This is a genomic window from Deinococcus aquaedulcis (genome assembly GCF_019693445.1).
GTDB lineage: Bacteria > Deinococcota > Deinococci > Deinococcales > Deinococcaceae > Deinococcus > Deinococcus aquaedulcis.
Genome location: NZ_JAHRBL010000038.1, coordinates 1 through 14568 on the forward strand (window position 1 = coordinate 1; position 14568 = coordinate 14568).

20 protein-coding genes are annotated in these 14568 nt (G+C 67.1%); 1 reads left to right on the top strand and 19 read right to left on the bottom strand.

The window, feature by feature from the left end; all coding sequences use genetic code 11:
* Nucleotides 1–437: 437 nt before the first annotated feature.
* The 8 genes from KMW22_RS18780 to KMW22_RS18815 form a co-directional block, all read right to left on the bottom strand.
* The gene (locus tag KMW22_RS18780; RefSeq protein ID WP_221091554.1) at nt 438–1946 is read right to left on the bottom strand and encodes a hypothetical protein; all 1509 of its coding nucleotides are present in this window, start codon (nt 1944–1946) and stop codon (nt 438–440) included.
* A gap of 82 nt (nt 1947–2028) precedes the next feature.
* Nucleotides 2029–4155 (bottom strand): AAA family ATPase, encoded by a 2127-nt coding sequence (locus KMW22_RS18785; RefSeq protein WP_221091555.1) that lies wholly within the window; start codon nt 4153–4155, stop codon nt 2029–2031.
* Entirely contained in the window at nt 4049–4528 is a 480-nt protein-coding gene (locus KMW22_RS18790; RefSeq protein WP_221091556.1) for a hypothetical protein, read from the bottom strand. Before KMW22_RS18790 ends, KMW22_RS18785 begins: the two co-directional genes overlap by 107 nt.
* On the bottom strand, nt 4528–5433 hold the full coding sequence (locus tag KMW22_RS18795; protein ID WP_221091557.1) for a hypothetical protein: 906 nt from the start codon (nt 5431–5433) through the stop codon (nt 4528–4530). Before KMW22_RS18795 ends, KMW22_RS18790 begins: the two co-directional genes overlap by 1 nt.
* A gap of 119 nt (nt 5434–5552) precedes the next feature.
* Nucleotides 5553–5744 (bottom strand): hypothetical protein, encoded by a 192-nt coding sequence (locus KMW22_RS18800; RefSeq protein ID WP_221091558.1) that lies wholly within the window; start codon nt 5742–5744, stop codon nt 5553–5555.
* Nucleotides 5741–6238: a hypothetical protein gene (locus KMW22_RS18805; protein WP_221091559.1), complete on the bottom strand. Its 498-nt coding sequence runs from the start codon at nt 6236–6238 to the stop codon at nt 5741–5743. The genes KMW22_RS18800 and KMW22_RS18805 overlap by 4 nt, the downstream gene beginning before the upstream one ends.
* Before the next feature lie 89 nt (nt 6239–6327).
* On the bottom strand, nt 6328–6705 hold the full coding sequence (locus tag KMW22_RS18810) for a hypothetical protein (RefSeq protein WP_221091560.1): 378 nt from the start codon (nt 6703–6705) through the stop codon (nt 6328–6330).
* 48 nt (nt 6706–6753) lie between these two features.
* Nucleotides 6754–7377, bottom strand: a complete 624-nt coding sequence (locus KMW22_RS18815) for a 3'-5' exonuclease (protein ID WP_221091561.1) — start codon at nt 7375–7377, stop codon at nt 6754–6756.
* Nucleotides 7378–8318: 941 nt separating this feature from the next.
* On the opposite strand from KMW22_RS18815, the gene KMW22_RS18820 reads away from it, so the two are divergent.
* The gene (locus tag KMW22_RS18820; RefSeq protein WP_221091562.1) at nt 8319–9254 is read left to right on the top strand and encodes a hypothetical protein; all 936 of its coding nucleotides are present in this window, start codon (nt 8319–8321) and stop codon (nt 9252–9254) included.
* 54 nt (nt 9255–9308) lie between these two features.
* Here KMW22_RS18820 and KMW22_RS18825 read toward each other — a convergent pair whose 3' ends face one another.
* From KMW22_RS18825 to KMW22_RS18875, 11 genes are all read right to left on the bottom strand, one after another.
* Complete coding sequence (locus KMW22_RS18825) at nt 9309–9692, bottom strand: hypothetical protein (protein WP_221091563.1); 384 nt, start codon at nt 9690–9692, stop codon at nt 9309–9311.
* A gap of 79 nt (nt 9693–9771) precedes the next feature.
* A complete protein-coding gene (locus KMW22_RS18830) occupies nt 9772–9951 on the bottom strand; it encodes a hypothetical protein (RefSeq protein ID WP_221091564.1) in 180 nt (59 codons plus the stop codon).
* On the bottom strand, nt 9948–10253 hold the full coding sequence (locus tag KMW22_RS18835; RefSeq protein ID WP_221091565.1) for a DUF7007 domain-containing protein: 306 nt from the start codon (nt 10251–10253) through the stop codon (nt 9948–9950). Before KMW22_RS18835 ends, KMW22_RS18830 begins: the two co-directional genes overlap by 4 nt.
* Nucleotides 10250–10570: a hypothetical protein gene (locus KMW22_RS18840; RefSeq protein ID WP_221091566.1), complete on the bottom strand. Its 321-nt coding sequence runs from the start codon at nt 10568–10570 to the stop codon at nt 10250–10252. Before KMW22_RS18840 ends, KMW22_RS18835 begins: the two co-directional genes overlap by 4 nt.
* 26 nt (nt 10571–10596) lie before the next feature.
* Nucleotides 10597–11553: a bifunctional DNA primase/polymerase gene (locus KMW22_RS18845; RefSeq protein WP_221091567.1), complete on the bottom strand. Its 957-nt coding sequence runs from the start codon at nt 11551–11553 to the stop codon at nt 10597–10599.
* Nucleotides 11554–11586: 33 nt separating this feature from the next.
* Nucleotides 11587–11829: a hypothetical protein gene (locus tag KMW22_RS18850; protein WP_221091568.1), complete on the bottom strand. Its 243-nt coding sequence runs from the start codon at nt 11827–11829 to the stop codon at nt 11587–11589.
* Nucleotides 11822–12433 carry a ParA family protein gene (locus KMW22_RS18855; RefSeq protein WP_221091569.1) on the bottom strand — a complete coding sequence of 204 codons (612 nt, stop codon included), beginning with the start codon at nt 12431–12433 and terminating at the stop codon, nt 11822–11824. The genes KMW22_RS18850 and KMW22_RS18855 overlap by 8 nt, the downstream gene beginning before the upstream one ends.
* 319 nt (nt 12434–12752) lie before the next feature.
* A complete protein-coding gene (locus KMW22_RS18860) occupies nt 12753–13145 on the bottom strand; it encodes a hypothetical protein (protein WP_221091570.1) in 393 nt (130 codons plus the stop codon).
* A gap of 75 nt (nt 13146–13220) precedes the next feature.
* Entirely contained in the window at nt 13221–13598 is a 378-nt protein-coding gene (locus KMW22_RS18865) for a hypothetical protein (RefSeq protein WP_221091571.1), read from the bottom strand.
* 67 nt (nt 13599–13665) lie between these two features.
* The gene (locus KMW22_RS18870) at nt 13666–13986 is read right to left on the bottom strand and encodes a hypothetical protein (RefSeq protein WP_221091572.1); all 321 of its coding nucleotides are present in this window, start codon (nt 13984–13986) and stop codon (nt 13666–13668) included.
* Nucleotides 13983–14471, bottom strand: coding sequence for a hypothetical protein (locus KMW22_RS18875; protein ID WP_221091573.1), 489 nt, complete (start codon nt 14469–14471; stop codon nt 13983–13985). Before KMW22_RS18875 ends, KMW22_RS18870 begins: the two co-directional genes overlap by 4 nt.
* Nucleotides 14472–14568 lie beyond the last annotated feature (97 nt).

Consider the following 14568-nt stretch of genomic DNA (forward strand, 5'->3'; position numbering starts at 1 on the left):
GTTGGGCGGGCCTGAACGTGGCCGACGAGCCGCCTCTAGGCCGGCGGGCAGGCCCGCCCCGCCCCTGGTCCGCCCTGCGGCCAGGGGCTTTGATGCGGTGCGGCCTCTGGCCGCGCTGCGTTCTTCGGCCCGCCCCTCAGGGCCGAACTCCGGCCCCTGGGCCGGTACGGGCCGCGCAGCGTTGCTGTTCTGCGGATGTGTTGCGCCCAGCACCGTCATGCCCTGCACGAGCTGGCTTCCAGACGGGTTCAGGGACGGGAATGTGAAAAGGCCCCCTGCGGCGTGACGTGAGGAACGCCGCTGCCTTGGGGGCTTGGTCCCCGCAGGGGATTCACATGGACGGCCAGCCCCACCGGGGCTTTCTTGAAATCATGGAATCATGAAACAAAGAAGAGGGGTCACCTCGCCCCCCGCCCTGTTGATGCCCTGATATCTGGTCACTCCTCCAGCCGCACCGGCGCTTCCCCGCCGCGCTCGTCGAAGTTGACTGGAATGAAATCGAGGAACTTCAGCTCAAAGCGCCGCCGCCCCTCCCCCACCCAGTACCCGTGCAGGTGGGGCTGGCGCAGGTGCGGCGCCACCGTGCGCCCCGTGGGTTCGCCGGCTTCGCCGGACGGCCGCCCTGCCCCCGCCCGGTACGCCCGCAACTGGTTTCCCGTGTCCACCCCGGCCTCCCAGACGGGCGTGTGCCCGGGTTCCACCAGCTCCTCCTTTCCACCCTTGCCCCGCCGTGGTGTCACGGGTTGCGGCTGCCCCGGGCCCAGCAGCTGGGTCTTGGGCGAGCCCAGGTACGCCACACACAGCAAGGCCAAGCCCAGGTCCGCCGTCACGCGCGCCGCCTCGGCCGCCGTGAAGTTGGTGCTTCCGGTTTCGGTCATGGCCAGCAGCGCCGTTTCAATCTCGGCCCCCAGCGGCAGGGCCACCGGCGCCAACACATGGTCTCCATACGCCCGCGCCTCGATTAGGAGAATCAGCCAGGGTTGCCCCTCGATGTCGTCGATGGCGGCGAAGAAGCCCGTTTGCGAGGGGTGGCTGAGGCCCCCAGGCACCGGCACGTACACCGCGTGGCCCCGCAGGCCCGGCAGCTCGTGAGGCAATCGGGTCAGGGGCCGGCTGCGGCGCAGGCTGGCCAGCACGTCCTCGTCAATCCGGACCACGTGCTTGGCATAGCGCCAGGCGTTGATGACCGTGACCTCGGTGGCGGCCAGCAGCGCCGCCTGCTCGTCCAGGCCGTCCAGGGTGTGCAGCAGCGCGGCGGTCAGCGGCGTGGGGACAAAGGTGCGGGGGTCCCAGGTGTGCCGCTCCTTGAGGTACAGCCGGGGAAGCCGCGCCGTGGTCTGCGGGGCCAGGGTGCGCACCCGCTTCAGGTGCCGCTCGAGCCGGGCAAGCAGCGTAGGGGTGCCCTCGTGCTGTGGGGGCACCTCGGGCAAGGGCGGCACATGGGTGAGCGCGCAGAGCACCTGCGCCAGGGCCTGTCCCGCGCGGTCCGGGGCGCCGGCGGTCAAGGCCGCCAGCTGGCCCAACAGCGGGCCGCTCAGCACAAAGGGGAGCGGCCACTCGGCGCCCTGCCCCATCAGAACCGGGATGACCAGCCGCGAGGCGCCCAGGGGCAGCTGGAAGACCAGCGCGCCCTCATAGCTGGCCGGCCCGCCGAAGGTCTGCGGGGTGTCGAACTCCAGCCACAGCGGCGCCCCGGTCCACTCGTGCTCGCCCGCGCTGGCCCGGTCGCGGGCGTCCACCTGCACCGCCTGGGCCTGATGCAGGGCCAGACTGAAGGCGTCCTGCAGGGCCTGGGCGGGGTCAGGGGCGTGCTCGCCGGGCTGCCGGGCAGCGACCATCTCCACGGCCGCCAGGAGATCGGGGTAACTGGACCAGCTGTAGTGCAGGCCGCGCTCGTCTTCGACACGGTGGCGCTGGAGGGCAGAACTGGCAAACGGGGAGAACATGGGGCACCTCGCAGTGTAGGAGAGGGACACAGGTGCGCGGCTGGCGCCGCTGCAGCCCAGTGGGTCGCGTGGGAGCCACGGCTTACTCCCGTTTGCGCTGGCTCCGCTTTGGTTGTGGTTCCAGCGCCGCTTTGAGCGCCTGGGCGATGCCGAGAAAGGCGGCGCGCCGCACTTCGTCCAGATGCCGCTCCAGCTCTGGCCAGCGCTCCAGCACCTGGGCCATGATCGCCTGTTTCGTGGGCGCTTCCCGGCCGGCTGCCTGGGCCAGATGCTCCACCTGCCCATGCCGGTCAGGTCCAGGCAGCTGCGCGGCCGTGATGGGCAGCGGCGCCTGGCCCCAGATGGTGAGCGCCGCCTGCACCGCCTGACAGTACAGGTCCGCGTCCAGGTAATCCTCCAGTTCCGTGCCCTCGGCCAGGGTGTGCACCCGGGCTTCTGGAATGCCCCTGGCCAGGAGCTGCCGCCGGTAGGCCTGTCCAGGTTCATCCCCGTCAAACAGGTAGGCCACCCGCAGGGCAGCCTCCTCATAGGCCAGCGGGGTTTTCTTGGCGTGGGCGTAGCCCGGCAGGCACAGCACGTCGAGGGGTTCACCCAGCACCTCGGCCAACATCTTCGGCAGGACCACAAAGTCCGTCTCCCCTTCCACGACCAGCACTGCCCGCGCGGCCGTCGCGGTGGCGCTCGCCGCGCCCATCCGCACGTAGAGCCCCATGAGGCCCGTGGAGGCGTTGTGCCAGACATGGTTTTCGATGGTGGACGTGCCGATGGCCAGATCCGCTTTGACTTCCCGCACGGCACTGAGGTCCGCTGGCAAAGCAAAGGGCGAATGCGTCGTGTAGACGACCTGAATGCCCCCGGGCAGCCGTTCCAGGGCCTGAATCACGAGCCGCTGCGCATCCACGTGCAGGTGGGTGTCGGGTTCGTCCATGAGGAGCACCACGCCGTGGTCGTGCCGGTGATGCCGCTGCACGAAGGCCACCAGGGCCAAAAAGTGCTGGAGCCCCTGGCTGCGCAGGCTGATGTCCTGGTGTTCGGCGGTCGCACTCTCCACCAGATCCAGCGTGAGCAGGGTGCCTTCAAGGCGGAAGCGCACCTCGACAGCGCTGGTGGGCCACGCCTGTTTCAGGCGGCTGTTGATGCCGCGCTCTGCACCGGAGAGAACCGAAGACGCTTTCCGAGTCTCGCCCTTCTGGACCAATCGCCTGAGGGACAGCCCGTCTGCGCCGCCCCAGCTCATCAGCGCCACGAACTTGTGGAGCGCATCATTCTGCTCTGGCGTCTGATCGTTCAGCTCGATCTGCCTTGGCAACGCCTGCAGGCTGGGGTCAAAGAAGGCAATGTGGGGCCATTGAAACTTCACCACGCTGTGCACGGCAGCGCTGAGTTCTTCTTCCTGTGCGGCGAGTACAAACCGAAATTCCCCAAAGTCCTCCTTCATGGCGGCGAGCACGTCTGGTTCGGGACTGGCGAACACGTAAGCAGCTGCGCCGCCGTCCGCCAGTTGATTCAGCAGTTTTTCGCCCGCTTCACTGAGGGGCGCGTCTGCCTTGAGTTCTTCCAGAAGGCCATAAAATGGAAGCATCCCTGCCGCCTTCAAGACCAGCAACAAGGTGCCCCCTTCGTGTTTTTTGGGATTCAGAAGCGCCGTCAGGTGCTGGATGGCTTGGTCCCGGGCGGCCCGGCTGTACCTCGGCGTGGGGGACAAGGCGTAGGTCACCTTTCCATCCACGGCCTTCGTCACCTGGAGCGTGGTGGGCGGTTCGACCAGACACAGACCGTCGTATTCTTGGCGTTCGTCCTCGCTCAGAACGTAGTCCGCTTGCAACACCGGCTGGCGGCCGGTTCGCCGCTGGTTGAGATCGTCAGGCAGCCACCCCATGGTCATGAGCTGCGCGAGGGCCGAGAGGACACTGGACTTGCCTGCCTCGTTCAGGCCCGTCAGGGCGGTGATCTTGGGGCTGACCAGCAGTGAAACGGGGTGAAGGAAACGCTTGTACCCGTGCAGGCGGAGGCGGTGGAGTCGCATGGCAGAGAGGGTCAGTGTACCGGCTGGCGGTTTACACCGGCCGTTCTGACCGCAGGCCACGTCGCCGCGAAGCGCCTCACGGTGTGACGGGCGGCAGCAACTCGGGCCGGCCCTCCGCCAGGGCGTCCAGCAGGCTGCGCGCGCCGAAGAAGGTGACCTCCTGGGTGAACTGATGGGCCTCAATGAACGCCAGCGCCTCCAGCCAGGCTTGGTGCTCGGCCTCGGTGCTGCGCTGGTAGATGCGGTGCCAGCCGCTGTGGCCAGCTGAGAGCAGGCCGTCATTCGGTCCATGCACGTCGCGGCGGAACTTGAACCCCAGGGCGCTCAGCTGGTCCTTGATGTCAAAACTGTTCGCCCAGCAGATGATTTCGGCGCCGCCCTGCACCTCTCGAATCCAGAACTGCGGCCCCTTGGCCTTGAAGACCGCGCGCCGGCACTCGCTGCACTGGCCGTACCGCTCCAGATATTCGATGCGGCTGTGCCGGTCTTTGACCTTGCCGTACAGCTGTACGGTCTCCTGATGCCCGCAGGCGTAGGTGACGGGGTACTGCGCCATCAGCCGATATCCCCGTCGCCGCGTGGGTCAATGGCCTTGTCACGCCCGGCAAACCAGTCGCGGTAATCGTGAACCCAGGCCTTCTTGTCGCCGGCCCGCTGCCGGCGGGTCCGCTGGGCCAGGTCGCCCAGCATCATGTTGTAGTCGTCGCCGTAGCCCAGGCGGGGATGCACCAGGTACAGGCGGTCCTCGCGCCAGGGGCCGTCCAGGGTCCAGCGCTGGAGCTGCACCCACGCCAGCCAGAAGGTGACCTCGATCCAGATGCCGCCCTGCAGCCCGCGCGATTTGGCCAGCGCCTGCTGGGCTTTTTCATCCTCGCCCAGGGCGGCCAGCCAGTCGCGCGCCGTCCCGCGCCGCGCCGGATTCACCTGGGCCTCGTCGGCTTCCCGCTCCTGGGAGGTGCGCCCGTCCACGACCGCACGGCACTGCAAGAGGTTGCGGGCGTGGCCCAGAATCTCAAAGCTGGTGTGGCCTTCTCGCAGGTGGGTGCGCTGCGGCGCGCGCGCGGTCTCCAGGAACCGGGGCGTCGTGAGCAGCTTCAGGGCCCAGAACGATTCGTCGGTCACCGCCCGTTGGCCGATGAAAATGGCCCCCTGGGGCGCGCGGTGCTGCCAGACCAGGCGCTCAACCTCGAACTCGCTCAGCGCCTGGTACTCACGCCGCCAGCTGGGGGCGACACCCAGGCCGCTTTTGAGGTCGCGCGGGGTGATGATCGCGCTGCGGTCGGGAAAGACGGCCACCGGGTCGTCGCCGTGGGGCTGGCCCAGGTCGCGGGCCCCGAAGCGCTGCCACAGGTCGGCAAGCGCTTGATGGTGGGCGCTGGTCTGGACGGACTGCTCGGGGTTGGGCTGAGGCAGGGCCTGGAAGGCGGCCACGAACTGCTGGGCGAGGGTCTGGTGGGTCATGGCGGAACTCCTTCGCGGCTTTGCGCCGCTTTCGTGGAGGGCAGGGTGAGGAATCAGGGGTGGTTGGGGTCCAGCAGGGCCAGCAGGCCAGCCCTGAGGGGCGGCAGGCACCCCGGGGCCTAGTCGATCTCGTGGTCTTCCTGAACGTACAGGCCCAGTTCAGGGTCATAGCGCAGGCTGCTCAGCGGCACGTCGGGGCCGAACAGCGGGTCGACGTACCACACCACGTCGCCGCGCCGCTCGATGCGGGCTTCGCCGGCGGCCACGGCCGCTTCCACCACCTCCTGCACTTGGGGGCTGGCGTAGCTCACAGCGTCTCCCAGACCACATCTTCGCCGGGGCCCGGCACAAAGGCAGGGCCGCCGTCATGCCACAGCTCCCCATAATGGTCGCGCCAGGCGCCCTCGGTGCGGGTGAGGTACAGCCAGCGGCGCCCCTCGCCTTCGCCCACCTCTTCATGGCGGTGGTCGGCGTCAAGAACGCCTGCCCGCCATTCGGCGCCCACGCGGTAGACCGCCACGGCGTGGCCCTGCCCCCGCTGGCGGAAGGCATCGAGTTCCGCCAGCTCTCGGCTGGCGCGCTCGGCCGGCGAGAGGGCGTCCAGATACCCAGCCACGAAATTCGCGCGCACGTGGCGCAGGTCCCAGGCGTCGTGCAGGGCGCTCAGGGTGGCCGGGTCAGTGACGGCCGGGCCCAGGGTGTACGCGCGGACCTTCTCGCGCCAGCCGTTGCCGTCGTGAGAGTGGTCCCAGGGGCGGTCGTCGGCATCGATGTAGCGCTCGTAGACCTCGCTTTCGGCGATCACAGGGAAAAACTGCTCGCCGGCCCGGTGGTAGCGATGGCCCTGGTGGGGCAGCAGGTCTTCTTTCTCAGATCAGTTGAGTTCGACGGTGTTCATGGGGTCCTCCGGGCGGGGGTGACGGGTTTGGGGTCGGGGAGGCGTTTGGTTTTCAGCCACTCGGCGCCGTCTGTGCGCTTGCGGCAGGTCGGGCAGGTCCAGCGGTCGGTGGTGCCGCTCTGGGGGACGGTGCATTCGACATGCTCGGCGCCGCACTTGGGGCAAGACACGTAGTAGGCGCCGCAGTCTTCCAGGATGCCCTGCAGCTCCCGGCCCAGGACGCGCGACAGTTCGTGCCGCGCGTGCGTCTTGGCGAGGTCGAGCATGGCCAGCGTCACGGGGTCGGTCACGTAGGCCGACAGGCGCAGGCTCTCGCCGTCGCCGGCTGCCCGTTCACGGGTCAGATTGTCCAACGAGGTGTCGCTCACAGGCATGGTAGAGTGTCCTCGGCGTCCCCCAGCGAAAGCTGGGGGCGGATTCGTTCAGGGCTGCGCGCGGCGGGCCACGGCCAGGATGAGCTGCCCGGTCAGCCACACGTCGCCGCTCGCGGTGTGCGCCTGGGCCTGCGTGGGGTCAATGCCCTCCGCGCGGCAGGCAGCGTCCAGGGTGACCGTCTTCCAGTACCCCCGGCTCCCGCTCCACTGGCCGGCCAGCGGCGCGTAGGCCAGGGCCACGCAGCCGAACGCAGGCAGGTCCGCCAGGTCGAAGGTCCGCTCGATCACGGGGCGGTCAAAGGATTCGTTGTAGGCCAGAACCGTGTTCTGGGCCAGCAGCTCCGCCACGGCGTCGCAGTGGGTGCGGGGGTGGGGCAGGCCGCACAGCCGCTCACGCAGACCTTCGGGCTGCATGGCCAGGGCCTTTTCGCTCCAGGGGGTTTCGGGCTCGCCGGTGATCTCCAGCAGCACGTCGGGCGCACCAGGGCGGCCACCGGCGAATGACCAGGCCTGGCCGTCGAGGCTGGTGGTCTCGGTGTCCACCACCAGGGCGCGGGGGTCAGCGGCCCAGACGCGGAACTGCTTAAGGGCGGCGCGCACGGCGGCGGCGGTGGCCTGCTCGTCCGGCTGGGGGAATGTGGGGGCAGAGGGCGCGGGTGCAGGCTGGGTCATGAGACACGTTCCTTCGGCTGGGGGCGGAGATTTTGGCGTCCCCCCGACCTGCTTCTATTGTTTCATATAATCGAATTACTGTCAATAATCCGAATGTAAAGGCCAGAGCGACGGAAAGTCTTTCGGACCCTCAGCCCCCCGCCCTGCCTTCGACCGTTCCCGCCCCCCTGGTGTCCCCCACACCGCGCCCGCTGTCGGGCGCGCGTGTGCCGCCTCGCGGCCTTCGGTGGCCTGCCCCCCGCGCACTCCCCTTCTCGTCTGCTGCGCTTCAGCTCTCCCCCCTGCCGAAGCATTTTGCTGCTGTCAAGCGGGGCCGCTTGCCGGCCCCAAGTCGCAACCCGGCCGCCCTTTGGCCGGGTTTGACAGCTTCCCTGGGGGCCGTCGGGGTTGATCCTTGAGGCGCAGCCGAAGGAAAAAATGCTGGCGCCTTTCCCTGCATTTTTCCTTCGGCTGATGCCCGTCCGGCGAGGACACCGCTGTTTGCTGTTGTGCTGTGGGCGGGCCTGAACGTGGCCGACGAGCCGCCTCTAGGCCGGCGGGCAGGCCCGCCCCGCCCCTGGTCCGCCCTGCGGCCAGGGGCTTTGATGCGGTGCGGCCTCTGGCCGCGCTGCGTCCTTCGGCCCGCCCCTCAGGGCCGAACACCGGCCCCTGGGCCGGTACGGGCCACGCAGCGTGGCGCCCCTGGGTGCCTGGGGTGGATGGGTTGCCGCCTTCCACCTGCAGGCCCTGCATCACCCACCTTCCTGGCGAGGTCAGGGACGGGAATGTGAAAAGGCCCCCTGCGGCGTGACGTGAGGAACGCCGCTGCCTTGGGGGCCTGGTCCCCGCAGGGGATTCACATGGACGGCCAGCCCCACTGGGGCTTTCCTGAAATCATAGAATCATGAAACAAAGAAGAGGGGTCAAAGCGACTTCTTTTCGTTTCCCGGGTACGCTAAGGCATGATCCGGCGCCTCTGGCTGACCCTCGCGGCCCTGACCCTGCCTTCTCTGGGGGGGGCGACCCCCGCCAGTGTCGCGCAGCAATTGGCGCAGACCCTCGGCGGGGTCACCCAGGCGTGCCCACCCGCGTATCCCCAGGCCAGCTGCGTGCGCGTCTCCGGAGACATGCTCACTGTGGCCAGCAAGATCTTCACCACCTTCCCGGCCCTCCTCCCCACCCCCTGGCGGGACGGACCAGAAGGCGGGCTCAGCACGGACATCGAGCAGGGCGCCACCACCCTCTTGGTGATTCCACGCGGTGACGCGCAGGCGCTGCTGGTCCTGCAGGCCAGCGCCCCTACGGCCACACCAGCCCCCACGCACCTCACGCCCTTTACCATCGACAACCCCGCCGGGAGCTATTTCGTCATCCTTGACGGGGATCAGCCGGTGCGAGATCCGGCGGCCTTGAAGCCCGGCACGTACCCCATGATCGTCAGTGCCAGCGGCAAGGCCACCCAGCGCGTCACCTTGACCGTCCCTGCGACCGGTCTGAACCGATTAACGGTCCCAGCGCTCAATGCCGCCCCCACCCGAGCCGACCGCGCCGGACTCCAGCTGCCGGTAGCCCCCGGGTATGTGTTCATCGTCTTCACGGGCGGCGGGACGCCCGTGCTGGACCTTGCGGACCTGCTGCCGGGGTCTTACGACGTGCGGAGCTACCTCAGCGGCGTGGTGGGCCCGGTGGCATACCTGCAGGAGCTGAAACTCGGCACCACCCTGACCCCCACCTTTCAGGGCAAGTTCCAGACGACGGTGACCGCCGCCCCCACCTTTACCGCGCCGGTGCCAGTCGCCACGCCGAGCGCCGCGCCGTCTTCAAGCGGGATGTGCTGGGTGAACGGGTACCGCCGCAGCAACGGTACATATGTCAGTGGGTACTACCGGCGCTGCTGATGGGCTGGTCCTCAGACCCATAAGCTGTCGCCTGCAGAACCTCCATGTTGGAAACTAAGCTGACTTGGGGATGAGGCAAAGCGCATGCTGCTCGCGCACCTCGTCTATGCGCTCCAGGTCCTCCGCTTCCAGGTCACCGGATTTGACCAGCGCCTTGACCTTGTTCGTGTCAATGACCGCCACCTCGAACACGGCTGCGTCTCCGTAGAAGTCCCGGAACTGATCGAGCGGGTACGTGACCTTGCGCGTGGTCTGGAGCCGCGCCCGGTACAGATCCGTCTCCGGCGTATGCCCATCCAGCATCGCCGCCTTGATGTCGTTGCTGAGGGCGGTTTTCTCCTCTTCAAGACCAGAGATGGTGTCGCGCAGCATGGCAAAACGCTCTAATTTCTCGTCCAGGGTCAGGTCGGCGTGGTCGGGGAAGGTCGTCTTGGGCATGGCATTTCTCCTTTGGCGGGTCGTGGATGGGGCGAAGTGGTGGCGCTGCCTCTCCCCTGCTGATGATCTGGTCTCCGTCTTAATGCAGCGCTGGGGCTGGCCTGTCTTCTGGAGACCGGCGTGCACTGGTGAGGGTGACGTCCATGTTGGCCAGCCGCATCTCTTGGATGGCCTGAGCCCAGCTGCGGTAGGCGGCCGCGTCGTCGGTCCACGCCTCGGCAAGGGCGGTCAGCTCCTCGGCCTCTGAGATTGGCGTCATACCTCCCCCCGCACCATCCGGGCATAGAGCTGCGGGTACTGCGTCTCAATCACCACGGCCACCTGCACAGGATCGGCGCCCTCGAACGGCACGAAGTGGGCGCACAGCGCTCCCTGAATGTCCTGCTCGTACCACCCGCTCTCCTGGCGCACGTCGGCGGGAATACGCGCATTGACCTCTGGCGCCAGGTGGTAACCGCCGTGGCGGTGGGTGGTCACGTAAACCACTCCGGGCATCACGTCCTCGCGCTCCAGCACCGGCCCCCAGGGACTGGCATCAACAGGGAGGGGGGAAGGGCTCATGCCTCGCTCCTCGGTTCCCTGACTTCGGGAGGGGGCGAGGCCTCCCACGTGTCCAGATCGAGCACCTGGTCCAGGGGCTCTCCGAAGGGCCAGGCCGGCACCTGCAAGCGGGGGGCGTGGGGTTCAAGCAGCTGGCGCAACATGTCCCAGTCCTGCGCTGGTTCGGCCGCACAGACGGCCTCGTGCACCACCCGCAGCAGGGCCGAGGCGCGGCGCTCGTCGCCCGCTTCGAGCACGGCGGCCGCCGTGTGCAGGGCGTCACCAAACTGGCGCAGCAGCTGGGCGGTGGAAGCAGGGTTGCTGGTGGGTTCCGTCATGATCATCACCTCGGGGAAAAGGGACTTCAGGCCGCGTGCTCATCCTGTTCCTGGCGGACCCAGGGCTCTTGTCTGTCGTACCGGTAGGCACTGGCCACTGCCTGCCGGGCTTCTTTAAGGGTGAACTGACCGTGGCGCAGATCCGCTACCAGTCCCACGTACTCTTCGACGTGGCGTTCAGCGGCACTCTGGAGGTAGCCGTTGGCATGCATCCACAGCCCGAACATAAATGCGCCCTTGTTCCTGGATTCGCTGGCGTATTCGGCCGCACGGTCAATCATCAGCCACACCGGCACCTGGTCGTCCTCGTTGCCCGGCGCCGTGCCCTCGCTGCGACTGGCCTTCGCCACCGGCGCCGGGCGCACCAGGCCCAGGGCGGCGCGCAGCGGGTAGATCACGCCGTCCACCGTCACTTCTTCCGGCACGGCCTCGATGTCCAGGGCCCGGCGAACGTCCGTGCGGCGGTAGGTGCCGGCGCGGTTGCGGGATGGCGGGGCCATGATGTAGCCGCCGTCGCCGCGCACATCAAAGCCGGGGGGTAGGGTGCCGCCCGCGTGACTGGCGTTGCTGGCCACGTACCAGCCGGGGTGCTTGAGGTACAGGTGCGCGCCGCCGCTCGGGGTCAGCACGTGGGGGGCCCAGCCCAGTTCCTGCAGGAGCCCCAGGCCGGCCGGGTCCACGTCAATGACCACCCAGCCAGACACCTGACCCGTCACAATCCCCAGGCCCCGGGCGCGGTGTTCCAGATACCAGGCCTCCAGCTCCTCACGCGTGGGCAGACGGCGCTGCATTTCCTTCCAGCTGCTCCGGCGCTTGCCCTCGCGGTTGATCGTGAAATGGCCGGTCGCTTTCAGGGCCTCATGGTGGGGTTGCTTGGCCTTGGGGCTGATCCCGCCCCCCGTGGGGATGACGGACAGACCGCGTTCTACCCGTACGCAGGCTTCTTTAAACATCTGCTCAGGTTCGTCGCTATACACCGTCATCCTCCTCCATGGTTTCAGGAAATCAAGAAATAATTACTTAAGGTCGGGGTGGTTTTTTGCGAGGTACTCGGCGAGGGCGTCTTCCAGCAGCTCATACTGCTTGCGGCGTTCCTCTGCGGCCGCTTTCTTCAGCAGCACCTTGGTCTTGCCGTACAGGGTGGTGCTGAAGGGTTCAAGCTTTTCTTCCACCTGGACGACCGGCGCGGCTGGCGCTGGCGCCGCCGGCTTACTGAGTTCCCCGAGCGCGCCGAACCGGGCCTTGCTGGGCTTAGACATGGCTCAGGACCTCGCGGGCCACGCTGCCGTAATCCAAGCTGACCAGCTTGGCGTAGCGGTTGCTGGTGTATGCCTCCAGGGGCTGGCGGCGGTCGGAGACGTCTCCAACGGCGGTGCTGTGGCGAACAATGCTCGTCATGACCGGCACCCCCTGCTCGGCCAGGGCGTCGCGCAGTTCCTCACCGCGGCCACCAACGTTCGCCACAATCAGCACCCGGTAGTTCTGAATGCCAGCATCAATCAGGGGCTGCAGCGTGCGCAGCAGGCCAGTGGCGCTCACACCGTCAGGTTTGGTGGGGATGATCAGCAGGGCGCTGTTCCGGGCCAGGGTCACCAGGTCGTCACCTTGCTCGTTGCCTTTGGTATCCAGCACCACGTATTCGCAACTGGCCGTGTGCTCCGGGCGCACGTCGCTGTAGGGCATCGCATCAAAGGTCCAGCCTTCGTAGTCTCCACCGCGCCAGTACACCGCACATTGCAGCTTCTCGTCGGCGTCCAGAAGCAGGGTCTTACCCTTTCGCCCAAGATGCTGGGCCAAGTGGATCGAGGTCGTGGTCTTGCCCACGCCCCCCTTCATGTTTCCGACGCTGATGATCTTGGGCATAAGTCATTTTACCATGAAACCATGAATTCATGCAAGCATGAAAAGTCGTAAAAGCCCGTTCTGGCCGATGAAAAAGCGCCCACATCTGGGCGCGTCATCAGACAGAGGAGAGAGGGGTTGGGGAAAGGCCGCCTACAAAGGCAGGCGGCGCGTGGTCTTGACCGGGGGGTCACTGGTGAGGGGGTTAGTCCTCTTCCAGCTCCTCACTGTCCGGCGCCGGGATGGGGCCACTGGTGGTCTCGTCGTCGTGCCGCTCATCGCCGCTGTACATGGGTCGCCTCCTGGGGGCAGGCCCGGCACCTGGCCGGGCCGGGTGGGGTCAGTCGTCCAGTTCGCCGGTCTCCCGGCAGAATTCGCGCCAGTTGGGTCGCAGCAGCTGGGCGCAGCTGTTGTATTCGTTGCCGCACTGGCAGGTGGTGGTGTCACCCCCGGAGAGGTCCAAGGCTGTGCCGCAGCTGCAGCGGATAGTGCCAAGGTGCCAGTGGTCGCTGGTGAAGTCCTCTACGCCGTGGTCCACCATAGTTCCGGCGGCCACCTCAGTGAGCGCGCGGGCGTAATTGTCGCGGGCAGCATCGGTGTTGAAGACGACATTGCCCGTCATCTCGTCCACGTCAAACATGAAACCGCTGTGCGGATCATTGACGTAGGTGAAGTGGCGTTGGGGGGTCTTAATCTCGACTGGGCCGGGCTTGGTGATCCACTCTGCAGTCATTCTTGGCGCTCCTTTCCCCTCTGTCTGGGGTAAGAACAGCGTACCGCTTTTTGTGTACGCTGTCAAGAGGGATTCTTAGTAAAATGCTGTCCTGGCAAGTGTTTCGTAGAAATCCGCCTCGTCATTTAGGGCCTGCACAATGGCCTGCGCCGCTGCGGGGTCAGAGGCCCGGTGTAGGCCCTGGGCCAGATCGGTGGCCAGCGCCCTGGTGCGCTGTGAGAAGTGGGCACAGGCAGCTGCCCGGTCGGGATTGGGCGTGAGATGGCCGTAACGTTCCGTGACGGCCCGGTAGCGCTGGAGAAAGTCGCGGGCCTGCTCGGCCGCCCCGTAGAACTGGAGGTGCTGCCGGGAAGTGCGCAGGCGCTGGGCTAGCCGCTGGCGCTGCTGCCGCATCGCTTCGGCGCGGGCCTCGATCTCGGGTGAACGACCTGGACGTGCGCTGCTGTGAGACATAAGGGCTCCCACCTGGCCTCGCGCTCGGGCAAGGCCAGATCATCTGGTGAGGGGTGAAGGTGGGAGGTCAGCCGCGTGCGAGGTCGCCCAGCTGCTGGTAGAGCTGGATGCGGCCCTGGACATACGCAATCAGGAGCAGATCGGGGTCACTCGTGCAGGCTTCCAGCTCGGCCAGTTCCACCTTTGCCCTGTTTAGGTGACGCAGGCAACTCGCCCGGCGGTCAGGGTTCGGGTAGGCAAACCCGGTCAGGCGAAAGAGCTTTAGCCGCTTGGCCGCGTGCGGATTCCCGCTCTGGACAGCCCGGCGCAGGGCTTGAAGGCGATTGGCTTCGATCTGGCGGGCAAGACGCAGCTTCTCGGCGGCGGCCTGAAGGTCCGGGGTACTCATGCCGCGTGCTTCCCGGCAGCACCGACTGCGAAGCGCACACCAAGACCTTTGGCCTCGGGATGCTCGGCGCATAGATGCGCCCACACCACCTGCACGTCGGCCTCCGTCAGTTCGGCCAGTGACGCTCGCGGCTGGGTCTCATTCAGAGCCTGGGCGCACAGCGCGTAGTGGTCAGGACGCTTCAAGCCCAGGATGCCCATGACCTTGTGCAGTGCGGCGGCGCGCGCCTTGCCAATGGTGGGCCGAACCTCGTCGAGCAACTTGTAGTGGCCCTCGTCTCTGGCCCAGTTCAGCATGCTCGTGACCTCTTCTGCTGAGGTGGGCTTGCCGTCCACCGTGCCGGTGCGCCGGCCCTGAGCGTCGGCGCTCAGACTGACGATGCGGCGGCCCAGAAAGACACTGGCGCTCGAACCGTCGCCCCAGGACCCGTACAGGTCCAGTTGCCAGGTGCGAGTGATGTTGGTAATGGCGGGCTGGGTGGTCATGGTTGGCGCTCCTTTCCCCTCTGTCTGGGGTAATACAAGTGTACCTCTTTTTGTGTACAGTGTCAAGAGAAACGTCCACCCACACAGCAAAACTGAG

Excerpts from the sequence above, each read along its gene's own strand:
- KMW22_RS18790 (WP_221091556.1), bottom strand. The coding sequence starts at position 4,528 with ATGGCGCAGTACCCCGTCACCTACGCCTGCGGGCATCAGGAGACCGTA.
- KMW22_RS18875 (WP_221091573.1), bottom strand. The coding sequence starts at position 14,471 with ATGACCACCCAGCCCGCCATTACCAACATCACTCGCACCTGGCAACTG.
- KMW22_RS18835 (WP_221091565.1), bottom strand. The coding sequence starts at position 10,253 with ATGAGCCCTTCCCCCCTCCCTGTTGATGCCAGTCCCTGGGGGCCGGTG.
- KMW22_RS18810 (WP_221091560.1), bottom strand. The coding sequence starts at position 6,705 with ATGCCTGTGAGCGACACCTCGTTGGACAATCTGACCCGTGAACGGGCA.
- KMW22_RS18865 (WP_221091571.1), bottom strand. The coding sequence starts at position 13,598 with ATGTCTCACAGCAGCGCACGTCCAGGTCGTTCACCCGAGATCGAGGCC.
- KMW22_RS18870 (WP_221091572.1), bottom strand. The coding sequence starts at position 13,986 with ATGAGTACCCCGGACCTTCAGGCCGCCGCCGAGAAGCTGCGTCTTGCC.
- KMW22_RS18830 (WP_221091564.1), bottom strand. The coding sequence starts at position 9,951 with ATGACGCCAATCTCAGAGGCCGAGGAGCTGACCGCCCTTGCCGAGGCG.
- KMW22_RS18845 (WP_221091567.1), bottom strand. The coding sequence starts at position 11,553 with ATGACGGTGTATAGCGACGAACCTGAGCAGATGTTTAAAGAAGCCTGC.
- KMW22_RS18840 (WP_221091566.1), bottom strand. The coding sequence starts at position 10,570 with ATGACGGAACCCACCAGCAACCCTGCTTCCACCGCCCAGCTGCTGCGC.
- KMW22_RS18815 (WP_221091561.1), bottom strand. The coding sequence starts at position 7,377 with ATGACCCAGCCTGCACCCGCGCCCTCTGCCCCCACATTCCCCCAGCCG.
- KMW22_RS18780 (WP_221091554.1), bottom strand. The coding sequence starts at position 1,946 with ATGTTCTCCCCGTTTGCCAGTTCTGCCCTCCAGCGCCACCGTGTCGAA.
- KMW22_RS18825 (WP_221091563.1), bottom strand. The coding sequence starts at position 9,692 with ATGCCCAAGACGACCTTCCCCGACCACGCCGACCTGACCCTGGACGAG.
- KMW22_RS18860 (WP_221091570.1), bottom strand. The coding sequence starts at position 13,145 with ATGACTGCAGAGTGGATCACCAAGCCCGGCCCAGTCGAGATTAAGACC.
- KMW22_RS18855 (WP_221091569.1), bottom strand. The coding sequence starts at position 12,433 with ATGCCCAAGATCATCAGCGTCGGAAACATGAAGGGGGGCGTGGGCAAG.
- KMW22_RS18795 (WP_221091557.1), bottom strand. The coding sequence starts at position 5,433 with ATGACCCACCAGACCCTCGCCCAGCAGTTCGTGGCCGCCTTCCAGGCC.
- KMW22_RS18850 (WP_221091568.1), bottom strand. The coding sequence starts at position 11,829 with ATGTCTAAGCCCAGCAAGGCCCGGTTCGGCGCGCTCGGGGAACTCAGT.
- KMW22_RS18820 (WP_221091562.1), top strand. The coding sequence starts at position 8,319 with ATGATCCGGCGCCTCTGGCTGACCCTCGCGGCCCTGACCCTGCCTTCT.